This is a genomic window from Bacillus sp. FSL M7-0003 (assembly GCF_038628485.1).
GTDB lineage: Bacteria > Bacillota > Bacilli > Bacillales > Bacillaceae > Bacillus > Bacillus safensis.
Genome location: NZ_CP152024.1, coordinates 801,859 through 819,702 on the forward strand (window position 1 = coordinate 801,859; position 17,844 = coordinate 819,702).

The 17,844-nt window shown below is 39.2% G+C and carries 16 protein-coding genes, 1 pseudogene and 1 other annotated feature; of the genes and pseudogenes, 12 read left to right on the forward strand and 5 right to left on the reverse strand.

Annotated elements, in window-relative coordinates:
- Positions 1–81 precede the first annotated feature (81 nt).
- Both MHI23_RS03930 and yfkAB read right to left on the reverse strand, forming a co-directional pair.
- The gene (locus tag MHI23_RS03930) at positions 82–918 is read right to left on the reverse strand and encodes a mechanosensitive ion channel domain-containing protein (protein WP_041116197.1); all 837 of its coding nucleotides are present in this window, start codon (positions 916–918) and stop codon (positions 82–84) included.
- A 7-nt stretch (positions 919–925) separates the two neighbouring features.
- On the reverse strand, positions 926–2,047 hold the full coding sequence (yfkAB, locus tag MHI23_RS03935; RefSeq protein ID WP_024425260.1) for a radical SAM/CxCxxxxC motif protein YfkAB: 1,122 nt from the start codon (positions 2,045–2,047) through the stop codon (positions 926–928).
- 146 nt (positions 2,048–2,193) lie between these two features.
- Here yfkAB and MHI23_RS03940 point away from each other — a divergent pair, with 146 nt between their 5' ends.
- Together MHI23_RS03940 and pdaA are read left to right on the forward strand one after the other, a co-directional pair.
- The gene (locus tag MHI23_RS03940; RefSeq protein WP_012009274.1) at positions 2,194–2,385 is read left to right on the forward strand and encodes an SE1561 family protein; all 192 of its coding nucleotides are present in this window, start codon (positions 2,194–2,196) and stop codon (positions 2,383–2,385) included.
- 101 nt (positions 2,386–2,486) lie between these two features.
- Positions 2,487–3,278, forward strand: a complete 792-nt coding sequence (pdaA, locus tag MHI23_RS03945) for a delta-lactam-biosynthetic de-N-acetylase (protein WP_087977872.1) — start codon at positions 2,487–2,489, stop codon at positions 3,276–3,278.
- Between the two features lie 92 nt (positions 3,279–3,370).
- Here the strand turns inward: pdaA and corA are convergent, their stop codons facing one another.
- On the reverse strand, positions 3,371–4,330 hold the full coding sequence (corA, locus tag MHI23_RS03950; protein ID WP_025093503.1) for a magnesium/cobalt transporter CorA: 960 nt from the start codon (positions 4,328–4,330) through the stop codon (positions 3,371–3,373).
- Positions 4,331–4,463: 133 nt separating this feature from the next.
- Positions 4,464–4,973, reverse strand: a complete 510-nt coding sequence (locus MHI23_RS03955) for a hypothetical protein (protein ID WP_024425256.1) — start codon at positions 4,971–4,973, stop codon at positions 4,464–4,466.
- A gap of 434 nt (positions 4,974–5,407) precedes the next feature.
- Here MHI23_RS03955 and MHI23_RS03960 point away from each other — a divergent pair, with 434 nt between their 5' ends.
- From MHI23_RS03960 to MHI23_RS04005, 10 genes and pseudogenes are all read left to right on the forward strand, one after another.
- Positions 5,408–6,277 carry a DNA-3-methyladenine glycosylase gene (locus MHI23_RS03960; protein WP_226015544.1) on the forward strand — a complete coding sequence of 290 codons (870 nt, stop codon included), beginning with the start codon at positions 5,408–5,410 and terminating at the stop codon, positions 6,275–6,277.
- Between the two features lie 102 nt (positions 6,278–6,379).
- The gene (gene rlmD / locus MHI23_RS03965; RefSeq protein WP_197202907.1) at positions 6,380–7,765 is read left to right on the forward strand and encodes a 23S rRNA (uracil(1939)-C(5))-methyltransferase RlmD; all 1,386 of its coding nucleotides are present in this window, start codon (positions 6,380–6,382) and stop codon (positions 7,763–7,765) included.
- Positions 7,766–8,151: 386 nt separating this feature from the next.
- On the forward strand, positions 8,152–8,910 hold the full coding sequence (locus MHI23_RS03970) for a methyltransferase domain-containing protein (RefSeq protein WP_226015543.1): 759 nt from the start codon (positions 8,152–8,154) through the stop codon (positions 8,908–8,910).
- Between the two features lie 171 nt (positions 8,911–9,081).
- Positions 9,082–9,492 carry a DUF6508 domain-containing protein gene (locus tag MHI23_RS03975; RefSeq protein ID WP_226015542.1) on the forward strand — a complete coding sequence of 137 codons (411 nt, stop codon included), beginning with the start codon at positions 9,082–9,084 and terminating at the stop codon, positions 9,490–9,492.
- Positions 9,493–9,517: 25 nt separating this feature from the next.
- Complete coding sequence (locus MHI23_RS03980) at positions 9,518–9,643, forward strand: hypothetical protein (RefSeq protein ID WP_255222342.1); 126 nt, start codon at positions 9,518–9,520, stop codon at positions 9,641–9,643.
- A 238-nt stretch (positions 9,644–9,881) separates the two neighbouring features.
- A pseudogene (locus tag MHI23_RS03985) lies at positions 9,882–9,959 on the forward strand (MerR family DNA-binding transcriptional regulator); the annotation flags it as partial.
- A 374-nt stretch (positions 9,960–10,333) separates the two neighbouring features.
- Positions 10,334–11,515, forward strand: a complete 1,182-nt coding sequence (locus MHI23_RS03990) for a DUF1835 domain-containing protein (protein WP_151040218.1) — start codon at positions 10,334–10,336, stop codon at positions 11,513–11,515.
- A gap of 74 nt (positions 11,516–11,589) precedes the next feature.
- Positions 11,590–11,814: a binding site (T-box leader), on the forward strand.
- A 313-nt stretch (positions 11,815–12,127) separates the two neighbouring features.
- Entirely contained in the window at positions 12,128–14,050 is a 1,923-nt protein-coding gene (gene thrS, locus MHI23_RS03995) for a threonine--tRNA ligase (RefSeq protein WP_151040216.1), read from the forward strand.
- 167 nt (positions 14,051–14,217) lie between these two features.
- Positions 14,218–14,787, forward strand: coding sequence for a hypothetical protein (locus MHI23_RS04000; RefSeq protein ID WP_149125865.1), 570 nt, complete (start codon positions 14,218–14,220; stop codon positions 14,785–14,787).
- A gap of 23 nt (positions 14,788–14,810) precedes the next feature.
- Complete coding sequence (locus tag MHI23_RS04005) at positions 14,811–16,091, forward strand: hypothetical protein (RefSeq protein WP_342492304.1); 1,281 nt, start codon at positions 14,811–14,813, stop codon at positions 16,089–16,091.
- 156 nt (positions 16,092–16,247) lie between these two features.
- Here the strand turns inward: MHI23_RS04005 and MHI23_RS04010 are convergent, their stop codons facing one another.
- Entirely contained in the window at positions 16,248–17,756 is a 1,509-nt protein-coding gene (locus tag MHI23_RS04010; RefSeq protein WP_342492305.1) for a helix-turn-helix domain-containing protein, read from the reverse strand.
- Positions 17,757–17,844: the final 88 nt, after the last annotated feature.

Sequence of the window (17,844 nt, forward strand, 5' to 3'; positions counted from 1 at the left end):
GTTCAAGTGTTCCAAGTTTCTCGCAAGCCCGAGTCAGCCCGGCAACTTGTATATAAAAAAATAACCCCATCATAAATGAGGTTATTTTGCAGGCTGGGGATAAGCGAGATCCTCAAGCAATTTGACATCATGCTGATGAAGTTGTTTGATCATTTCTTTTCGCACAGCGAGGGCGGCTTCGAAGTATTTTTCGTCTTCGACCATTCCCTTTACTGTGATTTCAATCCCGCGATTCAGCTTATTCAAGCCCATAATTCCATGAACCTGAAAGGGTTCTATGGCGTTTTGGAATTCATCTTTTTTAAGAAAATCATGATGCATTTGATTTAAGTTGTCACATGCTGATTCAAGTGCTTGGAAGGCGATATCTGGGTTTTGATTCGCACTAATTAACACAGATTCCGTAATCCGCATGTAGTGCATGTTATAGTTTTGGATTTGACGGATATCCCCGTTAGAAATGGTTAACAGCTTGCCGCTCCATTCTCTAATTTGCAGAGAGCGGAGACCAATCTCTTCAATGGTTCCATTAAAGAGGTTATTCACCGTCACATAATCCCCTTTATGAATCTGACGTTCATAGATAAGAAAAACGCCTGCTAAAATATCACGAATCAGCGTCTGTGCGCCAAAACCGATGACGATCCCAGCGACACCAGCACCCGCAAGAATTTTCCCAAAGTCATGAAAGAACAGAGAAATGACATAGAGCACAAAGCAAATCGAAGCGGTGTATTGCGTGACCGATTTGACCAAGCTCTCGATCGTTTTCTTCTTCTTGTCCTCGATAAACTCAGTTCGTTTAAAGAAAATTTGAAGGGCTTTGTTAATCATAAAGACGGCAAGCCAAAGAATGAGTCCAACAAGGAGAATTTCAATGTATTTGTTTTTGACCACTGTCAGAAATGTATCGTCCATCTATCGGTTACCCCCTGGCTGTACGAGAAGTAAAATCAACATCTTGATAATAGCTGTTTTTCACAAGAACATTCGGACCTAGGCACTGTACGCTTGGGCAATGACAATTCAGTTCTTTTGCTAATTTTGTGTTCATCCAGCGTGTATAGGCTGATTGCAATGTATCAGTTGCAATGTTTCCAAGCGGCGGAGTATCGCCAAAGTCTGTCACAATAATATTCCCATCAAAAATATTCACATTCAACCGTGAGCGTCCATCAGGGTCATTTCGTACCGTGACATTTTTCTCCTGGCGCAATCGGTTGAGGAGTCGCTGGTCTTCTTCATCTGGGCTGCATGAATAAAACGGCAGGGTGCCAAACAGCATCCATGTGTTTTGATCACGAATATCAAGCAGCTGATGAATCGCATCCCGCATTTGCGGAAGCGTCAATGATTCAAGGGCGCTGGCGAAATCACTTGGGTACATCGGGTGAACTTCGTGGCGCTGGCATTTCATTTCCTCGACGATTTGCCGGTGGATGTGTTCGATATATGGAAGCGTGCGCTTATTCAGCATGGTTTCAGCGGATACGGTTACGCCCGCTTTGACAAGTGCCTGACTATTTTCAATCATGCGGTTAAATAATTTCTCGCGCTGCTCAAAGGTTGGTTTTCGATCCATCATGGCAAAACCGACCGTTGCAAACTCTTCGACAGTGCCCCAGTTATGTGAAATGTGAAGGACATCTAAGTATGGAATAATTTCTTCATACCGCGCCAAATCAAGGGTTAAATTTGAATTGATTTGTGTACGGACGCCGCGTTCATGGGCATACTTTAATAAAGGGACGACATATTCCCGTACAGATTTAAGAGAAAGCATGGGCTCTCCGCCTGTAATACTAAGTGAGCGCAGAAGCGGAACTTCATCTAAACGGCGAAGTAACAAATCAATCGGCAGTGCATTCGGATCTTTAGGCTGTAAGGTATAGCCGACCGCACAATGCTCGCATCTCATGTTACACAGCGTTGTAGTCGTAAATTCAATATTTGTCAGCTTCATTTCTCCGTAATCCTGCACATCGAGATAGGCTTCCCAAGGGTCGTATGCAGGTGTGATCGGACGAAGTGCTGTTTTTTGGTTCATGGTATCTATCTCCTTTTCATTCGGGCAAACGTAGACCCGCCAACAGTTAATTTTAAGCCTCATCACGGTTATACGCAAGGGGGACACAATTGATTTGCAAGGGAAAAAAAGATAAGCTATAAACAAATGCTAAAGGGAGTGTATCGATGGGTAAGGCAGCAGACAGCAAAGAGCAGCAGGTTGATTATTTAAAGAACCGATTAGATATGTTTATGAATGTGATTGATTCATTAGATCCCGAATCAACAGACGTTGAGGATATAGACAGACTGATCCAGATGATTGATGACCTGGAAGCGAAATATGAACGGTTTAAAAACGATTGGAAGGAAGAATAGCTCGCGCGATGCGGGCTTTTTTCTTTAAATTGGCAGGTGAATCGGTGTATGAGTCTCGGTCTTATTCTGCACAATAGAAGAAAAACCGGGAAGTGACGTAAATGAAAAAATACATGCTGATCTGTTTATGTGCGCTTTTTGTTTCCATGCCTCTCTCAGAAGCGGCAGCCGTGTCTAATAAGCCCATCCACTGGGGATTTGCGAAAAGTAAAGAGCACAGGCCGCCGGATGCGGGCAAAGAATTGACGGCACTTTTAAAAAAGTATGATGCGTTCTATTTAGGCAACACGAAAAAGAAAGAGATTTATTTTACCTTTGACAATGGCTATGAAAATGGGTACACGCCCAAGATCTTAGACGTGCTGAAAAAACATCAAGTACCAGGCACCTTTTTTGTGACAGGTCACTTTGTAAAGGACCAGCCCGGGCTTGTCAAACGTATGGCAGAAGAAGGTCATATCATTGGCAACCATTCCTATCATCATCCAGATTTAACAACAAAGAGCACGAAAGAAATCAAAGAAGAACTGGACCGTGTCAATGAAGCTGTGTACAAAATCACAGGAAAACAAGATAACCTCTATCTTCGTCCGCCGCGCGGTGTGTTCAGTGAACGGGTATTAAAAGAAACAAAACAGCTCGGCTACCAAACTGTTTTCTGGTCAGTGGCGTTTGTGGACTGGCATATCCATCATCAAAAAGGAAAACAGTATGCTTACGATCAAATGATGAAGCAGGCGCACCCAGGTGCCATTTACTTACTTCATACCGTCTCAAGAGACAATGCCGAAGCGCTGGATGATGCCATCACCGCTCTCAAAAAACAAGGATATTCCTTTAAAAGTCTAGACGATCTCATGCTTGAAAAAGTATGGCATCTGCCACAGCTGTAGAAAGAAGCCTGCAGAAGACCTGCAGGCTTTTTGATTATCCCTCTCTATTTTTACGATAAAAAAGAGGGTGATGATTTGAAAAAGAGTCAACACTATTTAAAAATCCTGAACCACCCTTTATGTTTAAACCACAAAAGCATCCCCGAGACGAGGAGACCCATGAATATCAGCACGCCAAAATAGCCGTATTTCCAGTGTAATTCAGGCATGTTGTCAAAGTTCATTCCGTACACCCCAACAATAAAGGTCAGTGGAATAAAAATGGTCGACACAATGGTCAATGTCATCATGATCGCATTCATCCGGTTGGAATTCAGCGTCTGATAGCTGTCTCGTAAATCGGCTGTCATATCACGGTTTGACTCAACAATTTCGGTTAGTTTTAATAGATGATCATAAATGTCATTAAAATACGCTTGGCGGTTTGTATCGCTTTTCATCATATTTGTGTTCACAATACGATATAAAAGGTCCCTCATCGGGATAATCGTTCTTCGCAGTTTGAGTAAATCTGAGCGAATCCCGAATACTTCGTTCATCAACGTGCCATACGTTTTATGCCCTTCTTCATCCTCAATTTCATTCAGCCTGTCTTCAATTTGATAAATAATAGGGAAATAATCATCAACAAGCTGATCAATCAGCATGTAGGCAATATGCTCAGGTCCGCTGTTTCTCGCTTTATCAGACCCTTTGAGCTTTCGAATCACACGTTCAACGTACGGCGCTTCTTTCAAATGAAAGGTCACGATATAGTTTTCACCAACAAACAGATCGACTTCCTCAGAACGAAGCGTTTTTTGATTAAGGGCATGCAGCACGAAAAACAAATATCCTTCATAAAAATCAAGCTTGGGACGCTGTAAATAATGAAAACAATCTTCAATCGCAAGCGGATGGAAATGAAAATATTCCTTTAAAAGCGCTGCTTCCTTTTCCGTTGGCGCATGAAAATCAATCCAATACCAGGCGATATCGGGGCTTGAAAGCTGCTGCAATGTTGCATGTTCAATCAAGTCGCCGTTTTTTGTCACTGCAAGTTTTCTCAGCATGTGCACCCCTCCAGACTTGCATTATATCATGAAGCAACACCGGTGAACTTATACGTTTTCTTCATAAAAAAAGCCGATCTCATTTTTGAGATCGGTTCAATGTGCGTGTATGATTGATGGATAAAACCGAGAATTAAGGGCGACGGAAGTTGACGAAACCACCATTACGGTCGAACCAGCCTCTAAATGCCCAGTTGATGTAGCCGCCGTCACCTTTGTTTGTGAAAGATCCATTTTCGAATACCCAGACTCCGTACGTAATACTTCCGTATTTCACAGTAGCAAACGTTTTGACGCCGTTGAAACGAGTCTCATAACCTTGGCTTAAGTTAAATACCATGACATTGTATTTTGCGCCAGCAGCATAGAAAGCAGACTCCATTAATCCTTTCACAAAGCCTTCACGGTTTGTGTTAGCATTTGCAGCATTGATTAATGCATTCGCAATACCAAGTACGTCAAAGTTAATATTAACGTTTCCTGCAGTTGTAGATGCTTTACCTTCAGCAGCTTTGTTTAAAACGGTTTGCTGTAATGTAGTAGAAACAGGTGCTGAAGTTTTTGGCTCAGCAGCGTCAGCGAATACTGGCAGTGTCGAAGAAACAGCAGTGGCAAGGGCAACAGAAAGAATTGTTTTTTTCATTGGTCGGATCTCCTTTGTTTTAAAATTTTGGGTCTTCTTTTTTGTAAAATGTGAAACTAAGTGAAGCCGGTCATCAATGAGGTAAATATGTTCCTGCAAGATAAAACAAATGATTGCCTAATCCGCTAATTTCTTTGTTCACCTCCTTGATATGTCATAATTATACAAATATTTTTAGAATGGAAGATATCACCCAGAGGTTCTATTTCTAATTTAAGGAAAATGAGCCTAAAATGTTGAAGGATGCTGTCGAATTTTAGCTGAATTCGACTAAAAATTTTCATCTATCCAAAAGGAGAATGACCACAAATAAGGAAGATATAACTGATAAATTCTTGTACTCTTTATGTTTAAAAGTATTCAATCTAGAGAATCATTCATGCAAAATGAAACAATCACATCTGCGTATGTTGGCAGAAAGGAAGAGGACATGTATGTGGGAAAAACAGCTTGCGGTAGAGCCGCCGTATCATTTCGATCAAGTGCTTAGACGCTTATCAAGTGATCCATTAAAAGCAGTCGATTTGAGTCAAAGAGAAATCAAAGTGCCGATCAGATTAGAGCAAAAACCGTACGTGGTCATCGTTCAAGCTACTGGAACAAAAGATGCGCCTATGTTCCGGGTGCAATCAAACGGCCCAGAGGAACCCCTTCTTTCTGAGGTGAAACGGATATTTGGCATGGAGCATCAATTACACATGATTCAAGACCATTTTTCTCAAACCAATCTAGCGCCCATTTTTGAGCAGCATATCGGAACGCCGCTCATGCTTGATTTCCATTTATATCATTGTTTAATGAAATGCATCATTCATCAGCAGCTTAATCTTTCGTTTGCTTACGAGCTCACGAAACGATTTGTCCATACGTACGGCGAGCAAATAGAAGGTGTATGGTTTGATCCTTTACCAGAAACCATTGCCTCTCTTGAAACAGATGATTTGAGAAAGCTTCAATTTAGTCAGCGAAAAGCAGAATATGTCATCGATGTATCGAAACGAATTGTCACAGGCTCACTTTGTTTAGAAGAATTACACGATTTATCCGATCTGGAGGTAGAAGAGCGTTTGCTTCCGATTAGAGGGATTGGACCTTGGACGGTTCAAAATGTGCTCATGAATGGGCTTGGAAGACCAAATCTTTTCCCGATGGCAGATATCGGCATTCAAAACGCAATCAAACGGCACTTTGACCTGCCTGAAAAACCGACAAAAGAAGAGATGGCAACGCTAAGCAAGGAATGGACACCATATTTAAGCTACGCTTCTTTATATTTATGGAGAAGCATTGAGACAGATAAATAACGGAAAGGAATTTTCTCTCTTTGTCTAAGACGTGATATACTAATGAGATGGAATAAAATGAAGACAACCTATCAAGGGTTCAAATAGAACGGAGAGAATAAAGTGAAAGAAAAACAGCAAGGTGCCCTTTTGCAAAAGGGACAGCAGTTCCCGCTTACCATTAAACGCCTTGGCATTAATGGTGAAGGGGTCGGTTATTTTAAAAAGCAAGTGGTTTTTGTTCCAGGTGCGCTTCCAGGTGAGGAAGTGGTGGTTGAAGCAACGAATGTCCAAGCAAAATATGCAGAAGGTACAGTGAGGAAAGTGCGAAAGCGCTCCGAGCATCGAGTCAAACCGCCATGCCCAGTATACGAACAGTGCGGCGGCTGTCAGCTTCAGCATTTGGCGTACGAGCAGCAGCTAAATGAAAAGCGTGATATTGTCATTCAATCAATGGAGCGCCATACAAAGCTATCGGTTGAAAAGCTTGATATTCGGCCAACGATCGGTATGGAAGATCCGTGGCATTACCGAAACAAAAGTCAGTTCCAAGTAGGACGTTCTCACAGCGGAGACATCATTGCAGGACTTTACGGACTGAATTCTCATAAGCTTGTACCGATCAAGGAATGTATCGTGCAGCATCCAAAAACGAACAAAACAACAGGCGTTGTCCGCAAAATTTTAGAGAAATTCGGCGTATCGGTCTACAATGAACGGACAAGAAAAGGTGACGTACGCTCGATTGTCGTGCGTGTCGGCTTTGAAACAGGTGAAGTACAAGTCGTTCTTGTCACATCAAAACCTGAATTTCCAAAGAAAAAAGAAATCGCCGAAGCCATTCAAAAACGTCTGCCTGAAGTGACGTCTATCATGCACAATATTAATGGTGAAAAAACGTCGGTTATCTTCGGCCATAAAACATCTCACCTAGCTGGAAATATGGTCATCCAAGAATTTTTAGGAGACGTTTCCTTTGAATTGAGTGCACGTGCTTTCTTCCAATTGAATCCGAAGCAAACGCTAAAGCTTTACGATGAAGCGAAAAAAGCGGCCAAACTGACTGGAAAAGAAAAGGTTGTCGATGCGTATTGCGGTGTTGGGACCATTGGGATGTGGCTTTCAGATGGCGCAAAAGAAGTACGAGGAATGGATGTCATCAAAGAATCAATTGATGATGCCAAGAAAAATGCCAAAAAACACGGCATGAAAAACGCGACCTATGTAACAGGAACTGCTGAACATTGGCTGCCAAAATGGGTCAAAGAAGGCTTCCGCCCTGACGTCATCGTCGTCGACCCGCCAAGAACAGGCTGCGAGCGCACCTTCTTAGACACCGTCAAACAAGTCAAACCAAAACGCTTTGTCTACGTCTCTTGCAACCCATCCACACTAGCAAAAGACCTTGAATACATGTCAAAAGACTACAAAATCGAATACATGCAGCCAGTTGATATGTTTCCGCATACGGCGCATGTGGAGTGTGTGGTGTCTTTATCTCTTAAATAAAAAGGAAATGAAAGCTATGATGGACCGAAAACAGCAATAGAAAAACAGTCTCTAAATGATAAAAACCCTTCCAACAGGAGGGGTTTTACTTTAACTAACAATCTATTTTATTTTTTCCTATTCGGATTCTTATCTATCATTGTACTTAGTCCTCTCGATTCTCAAACAACTCATGTCTCACTCAATTATCAGCTGAATGAATATAAAATAAATGTCAAAAATCAAGGTCTTCGGCAAGGGCTCTTTAAATATAATTTTAAGTGTTTTTAATGGGAGTGATTCAATATGAGACTAAAAGAACATGAAATATAACAACTTTATACATTCGTAAGAGGCCCGCCAAATATTTAATCATTAAACTCAAAATGATAATTGGAGGGATTATGATGAATGACAAACAGTTTTCTTCATTTATAAAACAAGCAGATGAACCTTTTGTTGGGTGGGATTTCTCATTCATATCTGAAACTGGAAGAATGAAAAGTGAGTTGCTTTCATGGTCATATGGTAGTATAGCTACTTCTCTTGTTCAAAATGCAAAATCAATGCTGGACATGGGAACAGGTGGTGGAGAGTTTTTATCAAAATTAAGACCTTTTCCAACGTCAGTTTATGCTACAGAAGGTTACTTGCCTAATGTACCTATCGCAAAAGAACGATTAACACCTTTAGGAGTGAAGGTAGTTCAAATTTCTAATGATGGAAATCTTCCGTTTGAGACTGGAAAATTTGATCTTATCATCAACCAACATGAGTCATTTTCATCTAGAGAGGTGAGAAGAATTATCTCGAAGGAAGGTATTTTTCTAACTCAACAAGTCGGTGGACTCGATTGCATAGAGATTAATGAGAATCTAAGGGTACCAATAAATAAAGAAATTATTGATTGGAACTTAAAGAAAGCTTTAAACGAAATACAGGAGAATCATTTTGAGGTGTTGAAAAGTGCAGAAGAGTTTCCTGTTCAAAGATTTTATGATATCGGAGCATTGGTGTATTATCTGAAAGCAATTTCTTGGCAAGTGCCAGGTTTTGAAATAAGTAATTTCAAGGATGAATTATACACCATTCATAAAACCATTGAACAAAAGGGTTATTTTGACGCAAAACAACACAGATTTATTATTTTAGCTAAAGCAGTTTAGTTGGAAATGGAGCCTTGATATATTTGAAGGCTCCAGCCTAATTCTGAACAAATGCCACTTCTGTATGCACGATACATGAGCTGAAAAATAATAAAACGTACGATTCATCATATGTTTCCTTTTAATGTTGTTGGGCTTGAAAACATTCTAAAAAAATAGAGGAGGATGGAAATGAGCCAATTCGAGAGTCTAACAAAATACATACCGATGCTCCGCGAGGACCATATCGGAGAATGGGTGATCGATCAAGAAAATGATGGAACAGCTGAACGCCCAATCCAGATGCCATTTGTGAATTATTCCGAAACGGTCCGTCACTTTATCGAAGATGTCTATACCTTTGCAGAACAACATCAAGAGATGGAGCTTACCCGCTACAGAGAAATCCTCAAAGAAAATGGCATTGAAGGTGGATTGAACGATATCGAGAATGTGGACATTTCAAATTTAAATGTGCAGTGTGTACTTGCCCTCATCATGGGGGTTGTGAGAGCTGAGCGGTTTTGCGAGGGTTCCATATTCAATTCTTTTAAAAGTGGAACCATGTTGAAGTGTCTTGAAAGATTGGATTGTTTGGAGTAAGAGCGATGAGTATTGGAGTGATCATATGAAAAATAAAACAAATGTAGCCGATACTATTCCTTCTATGAAAATAGAAGAAATTGATCAAATATTATTATATGATCTTGATGCAATAAAAATTGAAAAAGAAGATGAACGTGTAAGAGAATAAAGTAAGTTTGGAACGGTTTATGAATGATATGAAGATTGTTGAGCAGATGGGATTGTTAGAAAAAATTTTAGGATAATGGGCAAAGCCTAGATTTTAGAGAAATCTAGGCTTTTTTGCGCTTTTGGAAAATTTATTCAACTTCATCAAATGATTATGCAAATGAAATTCTTCTGTTGACTTTCCCCTTTACTGAAAGGTTTATACTTTGATCAGATCAACAAAACGGAGGAGATGCAGGATGTTCAAAATCGGTGATTTTTCTATGTTAAGTAAAGTGCCTGTCAAAACCTTAAGGTATTATGACCAAATTGAATTGGACGCGAAACCTGTGCGAACAGTGGTCAAAGGATTTTAATACAAAAGTGACTAGCAAATGATCAAAAAAGCAAAGAGAACGATTGTGAAGGGGAATTTGTGAATAAAGATATGAAAATCCTTTTTTTAGGAGATTTCTATTAATAAATCAATCGGAAAGAAAGCCTCAGAGCGGGTTGTACGCAAATGGCCCCATTTTGTGGGGCTTTTCGTTTTTCGTAAAAGTCTAGCTTCCACGGTTCTGCCATGATCACTTCTGTAAAGATCTGATCATCTCTTTGTCATACTTTTGAATGAAATTGACTCAATAGAATTGACGCAAGAACCATGAATAGGTGAAGATGAAATAAACTGTAAGATAAAGGGAGACGAATAATGATACATATCATATTTGGGGCGGCAGCTGCCGGTAGTTTAAAACAAGCAGTACGTGAAATGAAGCAAGATCAAATAGATGATATCATCGCTTTTGATGATATTTATTCGATTGGACCACTTCTACATTTACACGAAGATGAAGGACAAGCGAACCGTATAGAGTGGCTGCGTAACGTGATGTCAAATGAATATGGCTATTTTGACGACATGGTCAACGATCAGCACAGAATGCTTCAGCAAATAAAAGAGACAACAGCAGGCAGTCGTATTCTCATCTGGACAGGCAGTAATGCACATGAGCAAATTGGCTTGCGATATGCCGTCTATTTATTAAAAGAGAAAAGCATAGAATTGTCTGTAATCAATACAACGACTGCATTTGATCAGCTGTTCAATACTAATACAAGAAGAATGGATATTCGACATTCCGGGGAAATCACATCTGAAAAATTGAAGGTTTTGTACAGAAGTAAAGAGCATATTCACACAGTATCAACAGAAGAAAGAGAAAAATTACAAAACGAATGGCTTTCATTTGCTAAAGAAAATCATACGCTGCGGATATGGAAAAAAGGACAAACGATCAGCGTACCAGAAGATGAATTTGATGCTTATTTAGTGAAAATGGCTAAGCGGCTTCATCAGTCCGCGCCAGAAGACGAGTACATTGTAACTCCACGTTTAATAGGAGAAGTCATTGGTCATTTAGATCAGTATATCGGCGATGATTTTATTGAATATCGAATCAAGAAATTAATTGATCAAGAGATTTTTGATATGAAAGGTAAACTAACTTCCATGCGTTATTACTCAATTAAACTGACAGAGTTTGGTCAGCACTTCAAAAAATGGGTGTGCTGTCGAGAGTTTAAGGATCATCCCTTTGTGAAAATTGAAGGAGATTACGGTGAACCTTTTCAGTGTGGGTATTGCGAATGTCATTTAGAAAGAGATGATGTACCAATGAGTGATACACTCTTTTCAAAGATTTGGAATTGGAACATACAGTATGGCCGCTGGTTTGACGAAGAGACCGATGATTTGCTGCCAAATGGCGTAGACATGGAAAGGAAGTTCAATCAAGAAGGAGAGCGTATCACTGAAGAAGTGAAACGAGCCTTATCTCCTGCGTTTCAAATTGAATACAGCCCAAGTGAATACGCGCAATATTACATTTAAAGAATGAATTTTCTTATCACTGTACAAAATAAAGCTTTACACAATCCATCATCATCATGTAAGATATGGAGAAATTAAAAGCGAAGAAAAGGACATGAGCAATTTTTTACTGGTTACCAGAGAGGGAAGTGACGCTGAAATCTTCCTAACACAGAAAAGTTGTCTTACCACCTTTGAGCTGTATTGGGGAAATCACAGTATCCAATATCGTTTACGCCACGTTACGGCACCAGAGCCATAAAGCGAATACGCATTATGGGAATTTGGGTGGAACCACGGATATCACATTCGTCCCTTTATGAGGGATGGGTGTGTTTTTTTGTACACTCATATAGGATCATTGCTTTGAAAAGGACATGAGCAGCTTTTACGGTTACCAGAGAGGGAAGTCACGCTGAAATCTTCCTAACGCAGAAAAGCGGTCTTACCACCTTTGAGCTGTATTGGGGAAAATTGCAGTATCCAATACCGTCAATGCCACGTTACGGCACCAGAGCCATAAAGCGAATACGCATTATGGGAATTTGGGTGGAACCACGGATTACACATTCGTCCCTTTACGCGGGATGGATGTGTTTTTTTATTTCAAAAAATAGGAAAGGTGTGTCGGTTATGAGAGAAAACATGGTGAAGATTCAATTTCCGGATGGAAAGATAAAGGAGTTTCCCGCAGGTACGACTGTCGCAGATGTTGCCTCCCATATTAGTCCGAGCTTAAGAAAAAAAGCAGTGGCAGGTAAGGTCAATGATCAAATGGTTGATTTAAGTGAGCAGCTATACAGCGATGTTCGGCTGTCTATTGTCACACTAGATTCAAAAGAAGGGCTTGAAGTGATGCGCCATACATCTGCCCACGTATTAGCCCAGGCTGTGAAAAGGTTATATAACAATGTCACACTGGGGATCGGACCGGTCATTGAAAACGGATTTTACTATGATATGAAGCTCAATCAATCATTAAGCGTAGAGGATTTAGCAGAAATTGAAAAAGAGATGAAAAACATCATAAATGAGAATCATCCTATCCAAAGAAAGGAAGTCTCTTACAAAGAAGCTGAAGCACTGTTTGCACATGATCCTTATAAGCTGGATATTTTAAAAGATTTACCCTTTCAAGAAGCCATCACGGTTTATCAGCAAGGAGAATTTGTAGATTTATGCCGCGGGCCGCATGTACCTTCTACAGGGTACGTAAAGTCATTTAAACTAACACGTGTTGCAGGGGCTTATTGGCGGGGAGACAGTCATCAGGATGTCTTGCAGCGAGTGTATGGTGTGGCGTTTCAACACCCAAAGCATCTCGCTGAGTATCTTCATTTCATGGAAGAAGCAAATAAACGTGATCACCGGAAATTAGGGAAACAGCTATCCCTCTTTATGTTTTCAGAAGAAGCGCCAGGTATGCCGTTTTATTTACCAAAAGGGCAGATTGTCAGAAATGAATTAATGGCCTTTTCAAGAGAAGTGAGAGGCAAAGCGCAATACGAAGAAGTGAGTACACCGTTTATGATGAACCAAGAGCTTTGGGAAAAGTCAGGGCACTGGGATCATTATCATGAAAATATGTATTTCTCGGAAGTAGACCATACAAGCTTCGCTTTAAAACCGATGAACTGTCCAGGGCATATGCTCATGTTTAAAAACAGCTTATATTCCTACAGAGACCTTCCGATCAGAATGGCTGAGTTTGGTCAGGTGCATCGTCATGAATTTAGCGGAGCGTTAAATGGTTTGTTCAGGGTCAGAACATTTTGCCAAGATGATGCCCATATTTTTTTAAGAGAAGATCAAATCGAAGCTGAAATCAAACGGATTTTCCAATTAGTTGATCATGTGTATCGGACATTTGGATTTGAGTATTCAGTCGAGCTATCCACTCGTCCAGAAAAAGCATTAGGCAATGATGCTATTTGGGATATATCCGAAACAGCGTTAAAAAATGTGCTTGATCGTCTAAAGGTCGACTACCAGCTGAATGAAGGAGATGGCGCATTTTATGGTCCAAAGATCGATTTTCATATTAAAGATGCCTTGCAGCGGAGCCATCAGTGCGCCACAATTCAGCTAGATTTCCAAATGCCAGAGAAATTTGATTTAACATATATCAACGAAAAAAATGAAAAGGTTCGTCCAGTTGTGATTCACAGTGCCATTTTTGGTTCTCTAGATCGTTTCCTAGGTATTCTCATCGAGCATTTTGCGGGCGCTTTCCCATTATGGCTAGCACCAGTACAAGTACAAATCATCCCTGTCTCAACTGTTCACCTTGATCACTGCTTAGAGGTGCAGCAGCAATTAAGAAGTATCGGAATAAGAGCCACAATCGATGAGCGAGATGAAAAACTTGGCTATAAAATGAGAGAAGCACAAATACAAAAAATCCCTTATATCGCGGTCATCGGCGATAAAGAAAGGCAAGAAAAAACACTGAATATTAGACTGCACGGAGAAAAAACGTCAAAAGAGCTGTCTATTGAGGACTTTAAACACATGGCAGCTAAGCAAATAAAAGACAGATCGGCTGCTCAGATATGATTTGATATTAAAAAGGATGAGACGTTCATTGAATGATGGGCGTCTTTTCATTTGCAGAAAAGCTGAATCTGCAATGGAAAGGGAAAATATTGAAACATTTTTTCGGTAAAATCGTAATAAAGATAGAGCGTTTAACAGAAACCGTTTAAAACGGAGAGGAGTATTGCATGGAACAAGCAGCACTGAAAAAGATGAGGACAAAACAAATAATCGTCTCTAATTTAATAACCGGCATCATAATCGTCGCTTTTTATATCTTGATTCAACTGTCTGACATTCGATTTACACATTTCTTTCTTTGTTTAGGAATTATCATGCTCTTTCTAAGTATTTATGGTTTTATTAAAAAAGGATCAACAAAGTCTTTCATTCCTATTTTTGAGCAGATAGCCATTTATGAAAAAGAAAAATTGGGAGAAGAGTGGGAAAAAGAAAAGAGGACAGAAAATATTTCGAGAGTGGTATTGAGTGGTCTGATGTTCCTCCAGTCATTTAGTTTCCAAGATGTAACGATTCCATTCTTAAGCATACAGCCTATACTTTTACTTTTCTTATTATTTGTAACTCTAGCTCTTATTAATGTAAGCATGCTTTATCGCTTTAGAAAAATCGACCGATCGACGGAAGCGCATGGATTAAAAGGCTTTACAAAGGAATCAAACATGATGGCAATGGCTTTAGGATTATTATCAGTGATTGTCATATTCGGATTTATCGTCATCTTTTTTCTTCCATAAAACTGAATTTTGAGGTGAAACAAATGAATGCAAACATTCAACAACTGATCGATCAGACAAAGGCGAAATTTGGTTTAGATCTTTACTATTTAAAAAGACACAGTTTTCATCGCTACGTCAATATGTTCAATGAAACGGTTTATACATTGAATATGGAATGGTTTCCCACTCATGAAGCTGAACCCGAGGAGGATGATCTAAACCCGGACGGCACAGCTGTGATTGACGTGAACTTAAATACAGGCCAGGTTGAAACGGTCATTTTTGTCATGGACAAAACCTTCGCGAAGAATGGTGTCACATTTAAGAGGCCTTATCCAGCTTATGTCATTCAATGGATCGAACAAGAAACAGGGTTGATCTATGGCGAGCACTTTCACATGCATCAAAAGGAGAAAGGGGAACTTTTTTTCGAAGAAGCAATAGATGGTATGAAAGTGACGCCTTCAGGCAGAATCGAGGTGAAATGGGATGAACATGGGCAGCTCATTCACTATATACATCGAGGGCCATTTATGGCAAAAGAACGACTAAAAACTGAAGAATATGTGCTTTCCATTGATAGGATCGAGAATTTAGCCCAGCAGCAAGTGCAGCGGTTTGATTGGCCATCCTTTGAGAAGAATCGAATCCGCCCTATATATGCGTTAGAAGAAATTTATGTGAAGAACGATGGAACAGGTACGCTTCCGTTTGAAATTGGGCGTGAAGAAACGCATTGCATCCACATGCATCAGGTCATGGAGTGGAATGAACCGTTAAACAAAGCCTTTGAAAAAAAGGAAATCGATATAAACGAGGACATTACGGCTGAACAAGCCTTCTCACTGGAGCCTTCGCCGGATATATTCCCAATCTCAAAAGAAGAGCAGGCTGCGTGTATCAAAGCGGTTCGAACCTTTTTGGCGCAAAAATATTCAAAGGATACAGGGAAGTGGGTGCTAAAAACACTCCACCGTGATCATGGCTACATCCAAGCGATATTAAAAACGAATGAGCAAGAAGGCTGTGGATTTATGGATAAGATCAAGGTCTTCATTGATGCCAGCACTTTTGAAGCCGTTAATTACATAGATAAAAAAGAGATGTTTCAAGTATGCGGGATACTCAATCCATCTCAAACCGCTAGTGAAATCACCATATCTCAGAAAGAAGCCTTTGAAAAATTGAGGGAACGCCTCGAACTTACACCCATCTACGTCTATGACGATGTGCAAAAACGATATGTTTTATGCGGCAAGCTCGACTGTCATGAAGGCGTTGATGCAGTGAGCGGTGAAGTGATTCTATTGGAAGACCTCTAGTTTTAAAGATTTTGATAAACAAAAACCACGGTGGAAAGTAACACACTGGAAATGAAGATATTTAAATAAAACGAAGCAGTGAATATACTGCTTCGTTTTATTTTTATCAATATAAAGGCTTTTCAAATGTATCAAGTTGTATAAGTGATGACCATATCATGATGGACTCATGTTAACTAAGAGATGATGAATCGATTCAAGTTCTGTATGTGTAGGAAAAGAATCGATCTTTATGATCGGTAAATGAACCTCTTTAGGTAATTCGATATCGGTGATAATCAAATCAATTTTTTGCTCAGATAAGAACTGTTTATCTACTGATTGAATGTTACTCGTAATGATTTGAAAGTGGTGAGGAATGTGATCTCTCATGATCTCTCCAATAAACAACGTGTGATTATAACCTAAAGTGGAGATGATATACACATTGATAGGACACTTTTTCTGTAATTCTAATGACATGAGTCCCCTCCAATTAGAAGTAATAAGACATATGAGTTCCTCTTGATTGTTTACAAAAGAAGCTAACAGATCGTCTGAATGCAATTGCTGAATTACATAAGTCATTCGTTCATAAAAATAGGGGAGATGCCGTTGAATATGTTCAAGATATTTATTGGTTTTTTTAAATATGAAATCACTAGTTCCTTTTAAATCCTTCGTTTTTAAGTAAAATTGCACTAAAATAACAGCGAGTTCTTGACGATTTCCAATTTTTTGTGAATAAAAGTTATCTAATTGTTGGATAAAACATTGAATTCTATTATAAAGATCGGAAAAAAACAATTTCAATAAATTGGTCTTTTCTTGAATAGAGTAATTGGATTTGAAGTTCCCTACTACTGTAAGCACAATTAAAAAATAAGTTAATTCCGAATGAGGAATCGTTATTTTAAATTGTTTAAAGGATTCTTCTTGTAAAATACTGTACCAATTCTCAAGATTGTCAAATGATTTTTTAAATTCGGCTGAAACTGGTTCTAAACGAATTGAATTAATTTTAGAAGGAATCGTTTTATTATCTTTCAAACGTTGAAGCAGGACGGCAATCCAAAAATAATATTTGTTTATTGATATTTCTGGTAAGTTGATATGAAAGAGTTCACAAAGTTTTGAAAGAAAAGCGGAGACAGATTGTTTTTCGATATGTAAAAATGGCCAATAATCATTTCCATAAATTTCAAAGGAGAATTCGACGTAAAAACGGCGAATCTCTTTTTCATTTCCATGAAATTGCATTGTATCGGACCTTAACTCTATATCATACTCTTTTAATTCTTCATTAATTTTTTTAATCGTTGAATATAAAGTAGAGCGGCTAACATTTAAATCATTCAACCAATCTCCAAACGACTTTGGTGGTTCAAAAATAATGCCAATCACTAATTGAATGATTGTATTTTCAAGCAAAATCTTTTTTATGTAGTAATCAACTCGAAGCCGATGAGAAAAGCTAATATGTATCCCTTTTCTTAATTTGAATTGTAAAAGCGGCTCATAATCCTCAGTTTGATAACTTTTCATGATTTCCAGGTCATGTTGTATGGCACGGAAGGATCCAATTTCTAAATCGACAAATTCTTGAATCGTCCACCATTTGTTTTGGGAAACGAGTAGTTTTAAAATGCTAATCATTCTCTTAGACTTAGTATCTATTAATTTCATTTAAATGAAGCCCCTCCAACGAATTCCATCAAAATAAGAATTGAAATTTGAATTATTGTATTGTTTTATCACTTCAAATTTGTTTTAA